This is a genomic window from Arthrobacter sp. MYb227, assembly GCF_002975435.1.
In the GTDB taxonomy this organism is placed as follows: domain Bacteria; phylum Actinomycetota; class Actinomycetes; order Actinomycetales; family Micrococcaceae; genus Paeniglutamicibacter.
The window spans coordinates 325,324-340,352 of sequence record NZ_PCPT01000002.1 but is presented as its reverse complement, the minus strand read 5'-3'; the positions used below and the strand labels follow the sequence as shown (position 1 = coordinate 340,352).

Here is a 15,029-nt window from a genome sequence, read left to right as displayed (position 1 = left end):
CTTACTGGGCCATTGGGCCACCACTTTTAAGATGTATCAGAACGGAACCCCCTAAAAGATGCCAACAGCACCAATTTCGGTCAACACCATCGATTACCACACCGGTGGAGAGCCATTCCGCATTGTCACCGAAGGCTACGGAACCCTTGCCGGCGCAACCGTCGGCGAGCGCCGCGTCTCTGCGCAGAACAGTGAGGCCGTTGACCAGATCCGGCAGATGTTGGTGCAGGAACCGCGTGGGCACACCGATATGTATGGTTGCTTCATTACTGAACCCGACGACTCTGGGGCCGATTTTGGTGCTGTGTTCTGGCATAAGGACGGGTACTCAACAGCATGTGGGCACGGAACCATGGCACTGGGCGTATGGGCTGTCGAAGAAAAAATTGTTGAGTCGAATCCCGATGGAACCACTGTTGTCACCATCGATGTCCCGTCGGGGCGCGTTGCTGCACACGTTGAATCCATTGGTGGTGCAGTTCAGCGTGTGACATTTGAGAATGTCCCTTCCTATGTCACCGGTCAGAACCTCAAGGTTGATGTTGACGGGCACGAATATATCGTCGATTTGTCCTACGGCGGAGCGATTTACGCTTGCCTCGATGTCGCCCAGTTGGGGCTGGATATCACCAAGGAAAACTACTCCGAGCTGCGTGCAATAGGCCGTGCGGTCAAGTGGGCCTGCAACGAATTGCCGGAGGCACAGCACTCCGATTCACGCCTCAGCGGTGTTTATGGGACCATTCTTTTTCAGAAGCTTGCGGATCTCCCGGAAGGTCCCCACCAGATCAATATGACGGTTTTTGCGGACGGTGAAGTTGACCGCTCCCCCTGTGGTTCGGGAACTTCGGCACGTCTTGCATGTCTTGCGGCCACCGGCGAAATCACCACAAATACGTTGACGCACGATTCTATTGTTGGCTCAACGTTCCTGGGAACCGTGCGACCGCATGAACCTTCGGTTACCGAGTTCCCCGCGGTCATCCCGGTTGTTACCGGTATGGCATACCGTACCGGGCGCCACCAGTTCGATCTGAATCCGGCAGACGAATTGGGGACTGGCTTCATCCTCTTCTAAAGCTCACCCATCAGCATTGTTCCCCATTACTTTTGAAAGGAAATGATTTCCATGTCCGTCCTTGGGTTAGGCGATCTCACCGCCGGGCTAAGGATGATCGAGCCAATCGGCCCGAACTCTGATGCCCGATCCGGGCTTTTTGCTGCGCTTCCGACTGCCTCAGAAAGCCACGTCGTGGGGAAGAAAAGCATCCAAGAGATCCTCGAGAATTTATGCTCAAGCCCTAATAGCGAAGTAGCAATACTTGATTCAGGGCTTTTGGGCTTGGTAGCTCCTGCAACATTTGGCAGAGGGCTTCCGTTGTCTGCAGGGTTCGAGAAGCATCGCATAGTTTTTGCCGAAGAAGCTTGCTGCCAGAAATCCCCACCAGAAATTGCTTTTGGCATGAGTGCGGAGAGCTTCGAGCTACGTGTTGCTTCTAGAATCCCTGCAACATTGGTGATTCGAGATCAGGAAGAGGCACTACTTCTTGGCCCTTTGGACGCTCAGGGGCTTCCCGCGGGCGTCCATATTAAGAGCAAATGGATTGCGGCGTTCTTGTATGAAATCTTCGAAACTACATGGAATGCAGCGGCTCCTTGTGCCAAGGAGCCAAAGGATGAGGAACACTTATTTAGCAACGAGGAGCAAGAAATCCTGCGGCTGCTCAATGGTGGTCTAACCGATGAGTCTATTGCCCGGTCGTTTGGTGTCAGTCATCGCACCATTCAGCGGAAGGTACAGCAGATTCAACGCAGGATTGGGGCGATCAGTAGGTTCCAGCTCGGGGCAATGACCGCTGCATAGAACCGCGTTAGTCAGGCTCGTGGGCTACGTTTCATGCCTAGCGGAGGGAAATGTTGGTTTGTGCTCGTGGAAGACTCATGCTCGACGGCTATTCACGAAGCCCATGCTGCAAACATAGATTCCTTGGGCTTGTTAGCTTCGATCACTTCATCAAGCGAGCTGAGCTGGGCGTCTTAGATGACGTAGCCGAGAGCATTTCTAAGATGAGGCACGCACTCCATCTCTTAGCCATGGGTTCTGCGGGCAACCTCAAGTATTGTGATATTCACGCGACATCTCGGCCGCAAAAAACTGAATAATCTTCCGATCACATGTGGCTGGAGCGTCCCGGACACTATTCGGATACCCCACAGGGACCTACATCCAGGGTCTCTACAGGTACCAAGAGCAGCCATGTAAGGAAACCCTGGAGAGTAGCTACCGGGACCGCCAACTCACCTACCGAGTACGCCACCGCGCTAGGCGGTGGCCTAGCGTGAGTTTCAGAACAGAGCAGGCCCGCTAAAAAACAGCCGCACCCATGGGCCAGCTCTTACCGTTCCGAACCTCCTTTGACGAACGGTAGACAGCCACATGAATATCTCCTACCAGTTGCCGATGGCAGCGGATAGCAACTCAACCGATATCCTCGCCATTGCTAACTCACCGTTCCTCTGGGTTTGTGCCATAGGTGTTTTTCTTGTCATCGTCGTCCAGAGCGTCATCTATATGAAGGCAGCGAGCAAGGCAGCTCCACATATTGGAATGACACCGCAGGAACTCAAAACCAGTTTCCGGGCTGGGGCTATCTCCGCCATTGGCCCGTCCTTGGCGGTAGTCATGGTCGCGGTGGCGCTGCTGACCATCTTTGGTACACCCGCGGTCCTGGTGCGTATCGGGTTGATCGGCTCGGTGTCCTATGAAACAGCAGCTGCCGCCATTGCAGCAAAGACAGCCGGTGCCGAACTGGGCGGGCCCACCTACACCCAAGCGGTCTTTGGACTGGCACTTGCCGCGATGAGCCTGGGCGGAGCCATGTGGATGATCGCAACACTGGTGCTGACCCCTTTACTGAAGAAGGGTGATTCCGCACTTCGCAAGGTGAACCCCGCCATCATGATGGTTGTGCCGGGTGCTGCAATGGTTGCAGCCTTCATGGTTCTTGGAATTGGCGAACTTCCCAAGTCTTGGATCCATGTTGTTGCGTTCTTATCCTCTGCCGGAATCATGGCAATCCTGATGGTCATAGCCAATAAGGTCAAGCGGCCATGGATCAAAGAATGGGCGCTGGGCATAGCCATTATCTTGTCCCTCGCCATCACCTATTTCGCTACCCGTCTCTAAGCACGGCCAAGATACTTAGGAGCACGTCATGATACAAGCAACAGAGATGCACCAGGCTCTTGGGGCTTTCGACAAGACCACATCCCGTTGGGGCCGGATCACCATGATTATTGGATTGATCTTTTCCTTATCCGCACCCGCCTACCTTGTCTTCTTTGCCGGCCTGGATATAGAAATTGCCGGAATCTTTGCTGCTTTCGGTGCGCTGGCCGCGGTCTTTGGGGTGATTTGGATTGTTGAGCCGTTGACCTATTTCCCGATCCTTGGGGCTTCATCCATGTATCAAGCATTCATGATCGGTAATATCTCCAACAAGCTACTGCCAGCGGCAATGATCGCCCAAGCAACGATTGGAGTGAAGCCAGGAACCCGAAAGGGCGAACTGTCTTCGGTTGCGGCAATCTGTGGTGCGGCAACCGTCCATTTGATTTCACTGTTTATTTTCGTGGGTTTGCTGGGAACCTGGTTGGTCAGTGTCATTCCTGCCGACATTATCCAGACCGTTCAGCTGTATATTTTGCCTACAGTCATGGGTGCCGTGGTGGTTCAGGCAATCGTGAGCCAGAAGGCGCCGCGCGCGGCAATAATTGCCTTGGCGGTCTCAATCATCGTGGTTCTTATTGCCAAGCTCTACACGCCCTTTGGTTTATTCTCCACTGCTGTCGCAGTCATCGCTACGGCCACGCTTGCCTGGTTCTTGCGGGATAAGAAGACCTTGGGTACCCCGGAAGACACCACCAATGAGGAACTACCGGAAGGGCCGGTGTACTAGAAAGTTATTACCCCGGCTCCCGCCTTCGATTGTTACTTGAATATGTGGCAGAAACTCACTTTTTCGATGTAATTGGTTCGAAGCAATAAGACTGCCAAGAACGTCCACCCAAGGTTAGGAAACACACGACGATGCCGAACACCATCCCTCAGGCTTTGAAACTAACTGATGAGAGCACCGCGGAACTCTTTGAAACTTATAAGTATCTGCACGCCAATCCCGAGCTCTCCATGCAGGAACACCAGACCGCCGATTATCTAGCCAAGCGCCTGAACGACTTGGGCCTTGAAGTGGCCCGCTGCGGTGGCACCGGTGTCGTTGGAGTGCTGCGCAATGGAGCAGGACCCGTTGTTGGTATGCGCGCCGATACCGATGGTCTGCCGGTTCTCGAAGACACCGGGCTCGACTACGCAAGTAGCGCCGTGGGAAATCTCGACGACGGTACCGAAGTTCCAACTATGCATGCCTGCGGCCACGACACCCACATGGCAACCACACTGAAGACTGCCGAACTCTATGCCGGAGCCAAGGACGCTTGGGCCGGAACGCTGGTATTTGTCCTGCAGCCCGGTGAAGAAATTGGTGCCGGTGCCAATGCCATGGTTGAAGACGGTTTATGGGATAAGGCGCCCAAGCCAGAGATCATGTATGGCCAGCATGTGATGCCGGGACTCGCCGGAACCGTGACGCTCATGTCCGGGGCCGCCATGAGCACCGCTGACTCGTTCAGGGTTACCGTCTACGGGAAGGGTTCACATGGTTCAATGCCCGAGCACTCAATTGACCCCATCGTTTTGGGTGCTTCGATGGTGATGCGTTTACAAACTATTGTTTCCCGCCAGGTGGCTCCACAATCAGCAGCCGTGGTGACCATCGGGTCGTTCCATGCCGGCCTGAAAGAAAATATCATTTCCGACCGCGCCGTCTTTACCCTGAATGTGCGTACCTTTGAACCTGAGGTTCGGGATGTGGTGCTCTCGTCGATCCGTCGCATTATATCTGCGGAGGCGCAGGCTTCCGGTGCCCCGGAGCCGCTGATCGAAGATCTTTCACATTTCCCGCCGCTCTACAACGATCCGCACGAGACAGCGCAGCTTGCCGAGCAGTTCCGCCTTGAGTTTGGCAACGAGCAAGTCTTGCCGGGTTCCCAGCTGATGGGCAGTGAAGACTTTGGGGCCTTAGGCGCGGCCATTGGGGTTCCCTCGGTGTATTGGTTCTTCGGAGGAAACGACGCTGAAACCCTGCAGGCAGGTGCGCCCCCGGCCAACCACTCACCATTCTTTGCCCCGGTCATGGACCCAAGTCTTCCCACGGGGGTTCGGGCAGCTGTACGTGCCTTGTATTCCAAGGTGGGCAAGAAGTAGAAATATTCGCTAGCCATCAGCGTTCTTCCCGTGTCCCGGATACAAAATACGCGACACGGGAAGAACATTTTAATCTGTAATCAGGTAACTGAACGGAACCGTACGGCTGCCGCATTGATCAGTAAGGCAGCAAATACCACCGCACAGAGTATTGCCCCGATCTCGAACGTAATATTGATTGCCGTGGCAGTTGCATGCTGATCTGCCGAAGAATGCGCAGCAATCACCGCTCCGGAAATTGCGGTTCCAAAGGAACTGCCAATGGTGCGCAGGACTTGGTTGAAGCTGACCGAGCTGCCGAGTTCTTCGGTCGCCACCGAGCGTGCAATCAGCGCCGGCATTGCAGCATAGGCAGCGCCCATTCCCAGTCCAAAAAGTAGCATCCCCACAAGAATTTCCCATAGCTCGTCATGGGCAAGCCAGAGCAGCGCACCGGCAATGGCCATGACCGCGGCACCGATGGGCAATAGAGTTGCCAGCGAAAACTTATGCCCAAATTTTCGAACTAATCGGTTGGCAGTAAAACTTCCTACAGACAGGGGGAACATGACAAAACCTGCCCAGAATACCGGTAGTGCCAGCCCGTATTCGGTGGAAGCAGGGGCCTGAGCCACTAAGCTTGCCACGGAAAGCCCAATGTACATTGCCGCTCCCAGCCCAATGGCCGTGAGGTTTGCAAGCAATACCTCACCCTGGGTAAATACCCGCAGGTTGATCAGCGGATGATCGCTGCGTAACTCGGTACGGATCCAAAGTCCCAACATCACCAAGGAGAATACAATAACGGCCACGGTCAGCGGTGCTGCCCAGCCCCAGCGCGGTCCCTCGCTGATACCCAAGAGCAGTGAACCCAGCCCGAGGGCAAGCAGAGTTGCGCCAGGATAATCAAATGGAGCAGATTGTGCTTGTTCATCTGGACCATTAGGGATTACCCGCAGGACCACAATGATTGCACTGAGTACAAAGACCGCGGCGAACCAGAAGGCCCACCTGAAACCGGTCAGCCCGGCAATAATCCCTGTCAGTGGATAACCGATCCCGATGCCCGTGGCCACAGTGACCGAAAGGCTCGAAATAGATCCCTGCACCTTGTCGGCAGCCACGTAACGTCGTGCCAGCGAGATGGTCACTGCAACAATTCCGTAGGTGAGGCCCTGCAGGGTGCGTCCAATGAGGAAGATCGTGAAGTTCGGGGCCAGCGCCGCGATAATGGATCCGGCAAGAATGATCCCCAAGGAAACCAGCAACAGCATTTTCTTGTGCGGGCCGTCGCTCAATCGCCCCATGACCGGGGTGGCGATGGCTCCGGCGAGCAGATTCAGCGTGAGCATCCACTGTGCGGCACTGACGGAGACTCCCATTTCTTGGGAAATTGAGGGAACCAACAGCATGCCTAGCGAGCTGACAATCGCGGTGGACAATGCCGCATAGACTAGCGCTGGAACCATTGCAGATCTAGTTTCAGCCATGTAGTTTTTCCCTGCCAATCTTTTCCAAGACCGGCAGGGCCATGGCAAGGACTTCGCGATCTTGAAGACTTAGCTTCTCGGCAATAGCCTGGGAAATCCACCCTTCTCCCGCATGTATCTCTTGGGTCAGCTTTTCCTTACCGACCTCGGTTAGTTCAAAACGTTTCTTACGCCGATCGACAGCATCCGGGACACTCCGAATCCAGCCCAAGTCCACAAGTTCACCCGTGGCCAGCGATATCGCTTGCGGACTGATCCGCACTGCGGCCGCGAGTTCGGCACCCGTCGCACTTTCTTGTTGCGAGAGCTGGTACAGGATCCCCATCTTGCCCGGTGAAAGGCTGCGTTCGGAACGGATCCTGCGCAGCAATGGGCGCAAAACCTCAAGAAATTCTCTGGCAAAGTCGGTGTTGGGTGCGTTTTCGTTGGCCATCCAAAAATCATACAGCCAACTTGATCAAGTTACTTGATCATATTTCTTGAGATGAATTTTCAGAGGGAACTAATTTCGGTGGACCCCGCTGCCGCCGATCCCGCGCCAAGGTTGATCATTGCCACGCCAACTGCGGTCAGCAGGATTCCGGCGATCTGAACAACCGAGAGCTTTTCGGCAAAGAACACCACCCCGACAACGGCGATAGCAACGGTTCCGGCTGCCGCCCAAATCGCATAGGCCATACTCAGCGGAACATATCTGAGCACTAGACTCAACAAATAGAACGAAACCGCGTAGCCAAGGACAGTTCCTATGCTCGGTAGCGGCTTGGTAAATCCCGCAGACACTTTCAGCAGTGTGGTTGCGATTACTTCTGCCACAATTGCGGCGATGAGCAGGAACCAATGCATATTCTTATTCCTCGATGACCTTCAGTACTTAGGCGTCCAGAGACTCACTCTCGAGTCGCTACGTAGCATCATCATTCTGCACAAACCCGAAAATCACGATTCCTGATATCAGCGCCACTCACGCGCTAGCAAGTTTTTGGAAGCTGCATCCTCGGTCATTGAGCAACCCACAGCATCACTAACTGGAAAACTGTCTGCCCCTCGGCTGCACGGGGTTCCTGGAAATTGAGACAGGGGGGTCCCTATATTTTGGCTTTCCTGCGCTTGCCTTTCGACAAATACGAGCCTAGGTACATCAGCGCGCAGAACTTGAGAGATTTACTTGGCCTCAAGAAACCGGCAGGGCTACTAAGGGGAATTGAAGAACGCTGAGCCCACATATGGTCTGCACACAACGCCCAGACGACCTTGACGCCTTGGCCACCAAAATAGAAAAGGTTCGGTTGGCCTTGGGAGCCAACCGAACCTTCCTATTCCTAGAGACAGGGAAGCTCTAGGAAATCTATCGCTGCCTAAAGACAGTGTCCTGCCATTCCTTGTGAACATCCGTGTCGTGTGAAATCAGCACGTGTTTGATGTTCGTGTATTCCTCAAAGGAGTAGGCGCTCATATCCTTGCCAATACCGGAGGACTTGTAGCCACCGTGTGGCATTTCCGAAACCATGGGAATGTGTTCATTGATCCATACGCAGCCAGCCTGAATTTCCGCTGCGGCGCGCATGGCAAGGTTTACATCCTTGGTCCAGGCAGAAGCCGCGAGGCCAAACTGGGAATCGTTGGCAAGAGCCAAGCCCTCATCTTCGGTCTCGAACGGCAAGGCAACAAGCACCGGGCCAAAGACCTCGTCTTGGACGATCTCCGAATCCTGCGCGGCACCAACAATGAGTGTTGGGCGGTAGAAGGCGCCGGGAAGATCGGGCGCAAAACCGCCGGCCTTGATGGTTGCACCGGCGTCAACGGCACTTTGTACCATTGACGCAACCTTGCTGCGGTGGGCCTCGGAAATCAGCGATCCCATATCCGTGTCTTCAACGGTGGGATCCCCCACAACCATTGCATTCATCAACTCGGCCACCTGATGAGTGAAGGTTTCAAAGAGTGAGGATTGTACGTAGGCACGAGTCGCCGCGGTGCAGTCTTGTCCTGCATTAATAGTGGAACCGGCAACTGCCGCATGTGCGGCTGCTTCAACGTCCGCGTCCTTGAAGACAACCAGCGGGGCCTTGCCACCGAGTTCAAGGTGAACTCGTTTACCACTCTCCGAAGCCATCTCCATGATGCGGCGCCCCACCGCCGTGGATCCGGTGAATGAACTCATTTTCACCAGCGGGTGCTTGACTATTGCTTCACCAACGTCACGGCCAGATCCAACAACCACGTTGATGACTCCTGCTGGAATACCGGCTTCGACGGCGATCTGTGCAAAGCGTAGTGTGGTGCCCGGTGTCATTTCGCTGGGTTTGAGGACAATGGTGTTTCCCGCGGCAATTGCCGGAAGTACCTTCCATGCTGCCATCTGCAGTGGGTAGTTCCACGGAGCGATTGAACCAATAACACCAATGGCCTCGCGGCGAATCATTGAGGTTGAATTACCCGCGTAGTCCCCTGCCGCCTGGCCTTGCAGGTTGCGGGCAGCACCGGCAAAGAAGTTCACGTTATCGATGGTTCCGGGCACATCGAATTCGTGGGACATGCGTACTGTCTTGCCTGTTTGTTCTGTTTCAAGCTCGGCAAGTGAATCGGCGTGAGTGGCCAACGCTGTAGCAAGATTCAACAGGTGTTCCGAACGCTCCCCCGGGGTCAACTTTGACCACGCCGGGAACGCTGCGGCCGCGGCTTGTACCGCGTCTTCTACATCCTGCGGGCTCGCGTAATCAATGGTTTCGGCCTCGGCTCCGGTTGCCGGGTTTACCCGAATGTGGGTTCCGCCCGAACCTACACGGTAGGCACCGTTGATGAATTGGTAACCATCAGTAAAAGTCGTCAAGGCTAGCTCTCCTCACCCGATGCAGGAGTCACGTACACCTTGCGCAAGGTTTCGGTGACCGTCCAGGTGGTTTTCATGCCTTCGCTCAAACGCATCAAGGCACCCGGGAATAGCTCAACGCTAACTTCTGTCTGACCCGCAAACGCATCAATAACCACGGTCCCGCGGCCTGCGGTGATGACGAAGATTTCCTCCGCTTCAACGTCGTACATGGTGCCGGCGCTCATTTCCCAGACACCAAAGTCGGCGCCCCCAAGGGTTCCGAAAGCCTGCGAACCAGTGGTCGGGTTATCTCCCCCGTTTTGGTCCACGGCAACTGCTTGGTGTTCCAGCTCCAACGCTGCAACGTCCACCCGGACACCACCGTTCAAGGCTCCATCAATGATGGTTGCCTGTTCTGCTGAGTTACTCATGAGTCGAATCCCATTCCTAGTGCGTCCATTGTTTTGAGGAAAACTCCGCGCTTGCCCTGATTCCTATCGGCGCGCGCCAATTCGCTGGTCATCATCTTGACGCCAACATAAGCAACCGGCTCCGGCGGGAACGGAATTGGCTTCTTCTTGACCATTTCCAGTTCGGTGCGCTGGGTCTTTTTGCCCGAAAGCAGGTCGAGTAGGACGTTTGCAGCAAATCGGGTTGCTCCAACACCGAGTCCGGTGAAACCGGCAACGTAAGCAACTCGGCCGCCATGGGACTTATCAAAGAATGAGAAGAAGCGGCTGCAGGAGTCAATGGCACCACCCCAGGCGTGGGTGAATTTGGTGCCTTCAAGCTGGGGGAAGGTGAAGTAGAAGTGTTCAACCAGCTTGCGGAAGGTTTCTTCCTTCTGGTCGTACTCCGGGCGCACCTTGCCACCGAAGTAGTACTCGGCATCAAAACCGCCAAAGAGGATTCGTGCAGCTCCATTGGCATCACGGGTCATCCGGTAGTAGTGGAAGCGATTGTTCAGATCTGCAAGACCCTGCTGATCCTTCCAGCCCAGAGATTCAACTTGTTCCTCGGTGAGCGGTTCGGTCATGATCGCGTAGTCATACACGGGAATGGTGTATAGGCGGTGACGCTTGAGCAAGGAAGGGAAGACGTTTGTCGCCAACGCTACGCGCTGTGCAGTCACCGAACCGGCAGTGGTAGTTACGGTGATATCAATGGGGGTGTCGGTAAGGTCCTTGGCCCAGGTGTTTTCATAGATACGCACACCCTTTTCAAGGCAGACGCGGCGCAGTCCCCAGGCCAACTTGGCCGGGTTGATCATTGCGGTTCCGTCTTTGTCCCAGAGTCCAGCCTTGTAGACGGGTGAGTGAACGCTGCCCCTAACGGTTTCTTGATCCATGAACTTTAGCTCAGGATATTGTTTGGCCTCATCCTTGAGCCACTGAACCTGGTGCTCTTCGGTGGCAAGTTTCAGCACACCGGAGAAGGTGAATTCACAGTCAATGTTGTATCGTTCAATGGTTTCGGCCAGTTCGTGTAGGTTTTCTAGCCCCAGCTGACGCAGTAGATCGTTTTCGTTGGGTAGGTGCTGGCGTCCGTTGGAATCGCCGTGAACTAGTGAGGCTTCACAGAAACCACCGTTGCGTCCCGAGGCTGCCCAACCAACTGTTTCACCTTCGATGAGAACAACATCGCGGTTGGGGTCACGCTCCTTGGCCATCAGCGCGGTCCAGAGCCCCGAGTATCCACCACCCACGACCAAAAGGTCGGTTTCGGTTGCTCCTTCGAGCGCCGGCAGTGCCGATGGACGTTCGGGATCATCCAACCAATAGGGGACGTGGCTGACCGAGTCCAGTGCCGCATCAATCACTGATGGTGCAAAGGTTCCTGCCACATTTTCATAGATACTCATGTTTTTCTTTCATTTTTTGGAGCTCGCGTTGCGGATTGCCGTGTGTTTGGTAATCCGCAACGCCTGTGTACGAAATCAGTGATTGTTCTGGTGTTCCAGGGAGCTGATCTCGGTGGGTGCGGGTGCAGTCGACCCCGCACCAAGATTGATCATTGCCACGCCTACCGCGGTGAGTAGGATTCCTGAGATTTGGAAGATGGTGAGTTTTTCCGAAAAGAGAACCACCCCAACAACGGCTATTGCCACGGTTCCTGCTGCCGCCCAAATCGCATACGCAACACTGAGCGGGACATATTTGAGTACCAGGCTCAGTAAATAGAAGGAGAGCACGTAGCCAAGTACAGTTCCGATGCTGGGTAGCGGTTTGGTAAAACCGGCAGATACCTTCAGCAGTGTTGTTGCGATAATTTCTGCCACGATTGCGGCGGCAAGCAGGAGCCAATGCATGTTTTTACTCTGTCTTTCAGTCGCTAGGCGTCAATGGATTCGCGGTCAATGCCTCGTTTGGCATCGTTCTTTTTCACGAATATCCAAATCACGATTCCCGTTGCCAGCACACCTAGCGCGATGGCCAGTTCCTTCACTCCGCCGTACCCGGTAATTGAGAAGCCGGTGGCTCCGACAACCAAGATCAGCACCATGAATGCGGTAAGTCCGATGGACAGTGGAACGAAGAAGTTTGGAAGGCGGATTGGACGCTTTGCATCCGGGCGATCCTTGCGAAGAATGAAGAAGCCCGAGACGGCAAAGATGTGGGTGAGGATGTAGCCGAGGTTGCCCGTGACAATAATTGCCAGTGGCGATTGTAGGACTACCAGGACAACAATGTTCAGTACCAGCATGACGTTTAGTGCACGTACCGGTACTCCGCGCTTGTTCAGTTTTCCTACCGCGCGGACGGTGATTCCTGTCTTGCCCATATTGAACAGCACGCGGGATGCGTCGGCCACCGAGGTGGTCATGATCAGCAGCAGTGAGGCGATCAGGCACAGCACCATGATGTCCGAGGCGCCGCCAACCAGCGAGCCGAAGGAAGCGACGAAGAAGGTTGCAGGATCGTCCTTGATCGCGGCTTCTCCGGCGTATCCACCCAGGGTGATCGGGATCAGGAAGAAGACGCCCATGCAGAAGAGCACTGCTGCCTTGATAGCACGGGTGGTGTCCTTGACCGAGTCTTTGTATTCGGGTGCGAAGGTTGCGCAAACTTCAATGCCAAAGGTGGTCCAGGCCATGATGTAGAGCCAGACCAATGCCTTGCGCAAGCCTTCCATTCCGTGCAGATTCCAGGTCAATTCTGCAGGGGTCCAGTCACCGCTGAAGAGCGGCAGCACGATGAAGGAGAAGAGCGGAATCATCAGGATTCCGGCGGTGATGTAGACGAATGCCATGGTCATGCGCACGCCAACAATGTTGATCAGGTACATGAAGAGGATGACGCCAATGCCAATGACAATTGGCAGGCTCAGTTCAATGGGGCCAATGTTAACAACCCAGGCCGAATCCGGGAACCACTGTGCCTGAATCAGTGCACCGGTGATGGCTCCGTAGGTTGCCAAGTTGGTTCCCCACGGGAACCAGTACCCGACGCTGGCAAGTGGGGCCACCCATGGTGCGCGCTTCTTCCAGGCCTCAGCGGCGTAGTGCGTGATACCGCCGGAGGATTCCGGGAACATTGTGGCAAGTTCGGTGTAAATCCAGTTCACGCCCATGGCAATGAGCATGGAAATAGCCCAGAGAACAGCGGCTCCCCAACCGCCAAGGTCGGCAATGGAGGCGCCGAGGGTGGCGATGAGCGCCGCCGGCATGGTCATGGACATGGCAAAGCCATCCCACCATCGCATCTTCTTGGGTAACTGCTCCGCGCTTTGTTCTGGAGCTAATTGCTCTGACATTCGTGCTTCTCTCCGTCGAGTGATCTTTAGTGAGTCACGTCATAGCCTGCCAAAGTTGCTGAAAAAGTCAATAGATTCAGACTACCTTGTTTTTAGAGCAAGATTTAAAGAAATATTTTGTTGACGAGCATCAAATTCCGGCTATAGTGATCTACATCATCCACATCAGACCATCCTCTTGAAAGGGATTTTGATTCCATGACCGCTGTATCCGTTCCGACTCGCACACAGCTCTTTATCGCCGGAGAATACTCCGACGGAACCGGCCAGGAGCGCTACGACGTCACCAGCCCGGCCACCGGAGAATTCATTGCCTCAATCCCGTTGCCAACCGAGGCAGACCTGGACAAGGCAGTAGCCAAGGCACACGAAGCCAAGGGTGCCTGGCAGAAGCTCGGCGTCTTCAAGCGCGCAGAAATCTGCCACAAGATCGGTGATGCACTCACCGCTCGCGTAGATGAACTCGCTCGTCTGCAGTCCCTCGAACAGGGCAAGCCACTGGCAGAATCAATTGCCGATATCGAAGAAGCCGCACAGCTCTTCCACCTTCACGCAGAAGACGCAATCCGCCTCAACGGTGAGACCATCCAGTCCACCGATACCCAGAAGCGCATGTTCACCTTCCGCGCAGCGGTAGGCGTCTGGGGAATCATCACCCCATGGAACTTCCCACTGCTGATGTTCGCAGAGTTCATTGCACCGGGCCTTGCCACCGGCAACGCCCACGTGGTCAAGCCGCCGGCCAACACCGCGCTGACCGTTCTTGCAGCCATGGAATGCCTCATCGAAGCAGGCGTCCCAGCGGGCCTCGTCTCGGTTCTTCCGGGCGAAGGCGACTTCGGCGCCAAGCTGACCTCGCACAAGGGCATTGACGCCATTGGCTTCATCGGTTCCTCCGCAACCGCTGGCAAGATCCAGGCGACTGCCGGCTTCAAGCGCTCCATCATGGAAGCCTCGGGCAACGGCCCGATCGTTGTTCTTGCAGATGCAGATCTCAAGCGCGCAGCCAAGAAGGCCGTTGACGGTGCATTCTTCTGCGCCGGCCAGGTTTGCTGCGCCACCGAGCGCGTCATCGTCCACAAGGACATCCACGAGGCATTCGTCAAGGAAGTCCTCGAATACGCCAAGGCAACCGTCAAGCTGGGCAACCCGTTTGATGCGGACACCAACTTGGGCCCACTGAACAACGAACTCGTTGCGCAGAAGATGGATGCCCACATGGCAGATGCACGCGAGCGCGGCCTGGACATCCTCATGGGTGGCAACCGCAGCACCGAGTTCCCGACCAACCTCTACTACGAATTCACCGTTGTAGACAACGTCACCGAAGACAGCCTGCTGAGCCGCGAAGAGACCTTCGGCCCGGTTCTGCCAATCATCGTCGGTCAGGACGATGATGACCTGCTGCGCATCGCCAACGATGACGCACTGGGCCTGCAGGGTGCAGTATTCACCCAGAACATGGCATCCGCCTTCCGCTTCATCGAAGAGATGGAAGTTGGCCAGGTTGTCGTCAACGACTCCAACGGCTGGTGGGACATCAACATGCCGTTCGGCGGCGCCGGCGGCAAGGGCACCGGCTGGGGCCGTATCGGTGGCGTACACACGCTGCTCGACATGACCGACCTCCGCACCGGTGTTCTGCACCTCGGCTAAGCTAAACCTATAA

The 15,029-nt window shown here is 55.3% G+C and carries 14 protein-coding genes; 6 read left to right on the top strand and 8 right to left on the bottom strand.

The genetic code is table 11. The features are described from left to right. Positions 1-58: 58 nt before the first annotated feature. The 5 genes from CQ018_RS05490 to CQ018_RS05465 all read left to right on the top strand — a co-directional run bounded on the left by CQ018_RS05490 (position 59) and on the right by CQ018_RS05465 (position 5,323). The gene (locus CQ018_RS05490) at positions 59-1,078 is read left to right on the top strand and encodes a proline racemase family protein (protein ID WP_105548976.1); all 1,020 of its coding nucleotides are present in this window, start codon (positions 59-61) and stop codon (positions 1,076-1,078) included. Between the two features lie 51 nt (positions 1,079-1,129). Beyond that, positions 1,130-1,864: a LuxR C-terminal-related transcriptional regulator gene (locus CQ018_RS05485; protein WP_181149747.1), complete on the top strand. Its 735-nt coding sequence runs from the start codon at positions 1,130-1,132 to the stop codon at positions 1,862-1,864. A 573-nt stretch (positions 1,865-2,437) separates the two neighbouring features. After that, positions 2,438-3,187, top strand: a complete 750-nt coding sequence (locus CQ018_RS05475; protein WP_105548973.1) for a DUF5058 family protein — start codon at positions 2,438-2,440, stop codon at positions 3,185-3,187. 28 nt (positions 3,188-3,215) lie between these two features. Beyond that, positions 3,216-3,959: a hypothetical protein gene (locus tag CQ018_RS05470; protein WP_105548972.1), complete on the top strand. Its 744-nt coding sequence runs from the start codon at positions 3,216-3,218 to the stop codon at positions 3,957-3,959. Between the two features lie 131 nt (positions 3,960-4,090). Further along, on the top strand, positions 4,091-5,323 hold the full coding sequence (locus CQ018_RS05465) for an amidohydrolase (protein WP_105548971.1): 1,233 nt from the start codon (positions 4,091-4,093) through the stop codon (positions 5,321-5,323). An 80-nt stretch (positions 5,324-5,403) separates the two neighbouring features. On the opposite strand, the gene CQ018_RS05460 is transcribed toward CQ018_RS05465, so the two are convergent. The 8 genes from CQ018_RS05460 to CQ018_RS05425 form a co-directional block, all read right to left on the bottom strand. Next, a complete protein-coding gene (locus CQ018_RS05460; RefSeq protein WP_105548970.1) occupies positions 5,404-6,792 on the bottom strand; it encodes an MFS transporter in 1,389 nt (462 codons plus the stop codon). Beyond that, positions 6,785-7,225 carry a MarR family winged helix-turn-helix transcriptional regulator gene (locus CQ018_RS05455; RefSeq protein WP_105548969.1) on the bottom strand — a complete coding sequence of 147 codons (441 nt, stop codon included), beginning with the start codon at positions 7,223-7,225 and terminating at the stop codon, positions 6,785-6,787. Before CQ018_RS05455 ends, CQ018_RS05460 begins: the two co-directional genes overlap by 8 nt. Before the next feature lie 59 nt (positions 7,226-7,284). Then, positions 7,285-7,638: a multidrug efflux SMR transporter gene (locus CQ018_RS05450; protein WP_105548968.1), complete on the bottom strand. Its 354-nt coding sequence runs from the start codon at positions 7,636-7,638 to the stop codon at positions 7,285-7,287. Between the two features lie 502 nt (positions 7,639-8,140). Then, on the bottom strand, positions 8,141-9,625 hold the full coding sequence (locus tag CQ018_RS05445) for an aminobutyraldehyde dehydrogenase (RefSeq protein WP_105548967.1): 1,485 nt from the start codon (positions 9,623-9,625) through the stop codon (positions 8,141-8,143). A gap of 2 nt (positions 9,626-9,627) precedes the next feature. Continuing rightward, positions 9,628-10,038, bottom strand: coding sequence for a cupin domain-containing protein (locus CQ018_RS05440; RefSeq protein WP_105548966.1), 411 nt, complete (start codon positions 10,036-10,038; stop codon positions 9,628-9,630). Beyond that, positions 10,035-11,468, bottom strand: coding sequence for an FAD-binding oxidoreductase (locus CQ018_RS05435; protein WP_105548965.1), 1,434 nt, complete (start codon positions 11,466-11,468; stop codon positions 10,035-10,037). Before CQ018_RS05435 ends, CQ018_RS05440 begins: the two co-directional genes overlap by 4 nt. 75 nt (positions 11,469-11,543) lie before the next feature. Next, on the bottom strand, positions 11,544-11,915 hold the full coding sequence (locus CQ018_RS05430; RefSeq protein WP_105548964.1) for a multidrug efflux SMR transporter: 372 nt from the start codon (positions 11,913-11,915) through the stop codon (positions 11,544-11,546). A gap of 23 nt (positions 11,916-11,938) precedes the next feature. Then, a complete protein-coding gene (locus tag CQ018_RS05425; RefSeq protein WP_105548963.1) occupies positions 11,939-13,360 on the bottom strand; it encodes an APC family permease in 1,422 nt (473 codons plus the stop codon). Between the two features lie 198 nt (positions 13,361-13,558). Between CQ018_RS05425 and CQ018_RS05420 the strand changes: the two genes are divergently transcribed. Further along, on the top strand, positions 13,559-15,016 hold the full coding sequence (locus CQ018_RS05420; RefSeq protein ID WP_105548962.1) for an aldehyde dehydrogenase: 1,458 nt from the start codon (positions 13,559-13,561) through the stop codon (positions 15,014-15,016). The last annotated feature ends 13 nt before the right edge of the window (positions 15,017-15,029 follow it).

Bases quoted from the DNA above. Each gene is read 5' to 3' on its own strand.
- CQ018_RS05475 (WP_105548973.1), top strand. From the start codon at position 2,438: ATGAATATCTCCTACCAGTTGCCGATGGCAGCGGATAGCAACTCAACC.
- CQ018_RS05420 (WP_105548962.1), top strand. From the start codon at position 13,559: ATGACCGCTGTATCCGTTCCGACTCGCACACAGCTCTTTATCGCCGGA.
- CQ018_RS05485 (WP_181149747.1), top strand. From the start codon at position 1,130: ATGTCCGTCCTTGGGTTAGGCGATCTCACCGCCGGGCTAAGGATGATC.
- CQ018_RS05425 (WP_105548963.1), bottom strand. From the start codon at position 13,360: ATGTCAGAGCAATTAGCTCCAGAACAAAGCGCGGAGCAGTTACCCAAG.
- CQ018_RS05460 (WP_105548970.1), bottom strand. From the start codon at position 6,792: ATGGCTGAAACTAGATCTGCAATGGTTCCAGCGCTAGTCTATGCGGCA.
- CQ018_RS05470 (WP_105548972.1), top strand. From the start codon at position 3,216: ATGATACAAGCAACAGAGATGCACCAGGCTCTTGGGGCTTTCGACAAG.
- CQ018_RS05440 (WP_105548966.1), bottom strand. From the start codon at position 10,038: ATGAGTAACTCAGCAGAACAGGCAACCATCATTGATGGAGCCTTGAAC.
- CQ018_RS05455 (WP_105548969.1), bottom strand. From the start codon at position 7,225: ATGGCCAACGAAAACGCACCCAACACCGACTTTGCCAGAGAATTTCTT.
- CQ018_RS05430 (WP_105548964.1), bottom strand. From the start codon at position 11,915: ATGCATTGGCTCCTGCTTGCCGCCGCAATCGTGGCAGAAATTATCGCA.
- CQ018_RS05435 (WP_105548965.1), bottom strand. From the start codon at position 11,468: ATGAGTATCTATGAAAATGTGGCAGGAACCTTTGCACCATCAGTGATT.
- CQ018_RS05490 (WP_105548976.1), top strand. From the start codon at position 59: ATGCCAACAGCACCAATTTCGGTCAACACCATCGATTACCACACCGGT.
- CQ018_RS05465 (WP_105548971.1), top strand. From the start codon at position 4,091: ATGCCGAACACCATCCCTCAGGCTTTGAAACTAACTGATGAGAGCACC.
- CQ018_RS05450 (WP_105548968.1), bottom strand. From the start codon at position 7,638: ATGCATTGGTTCCTGCTCATCGCCGCAATTGTGGCAGAAGTAATCGCA.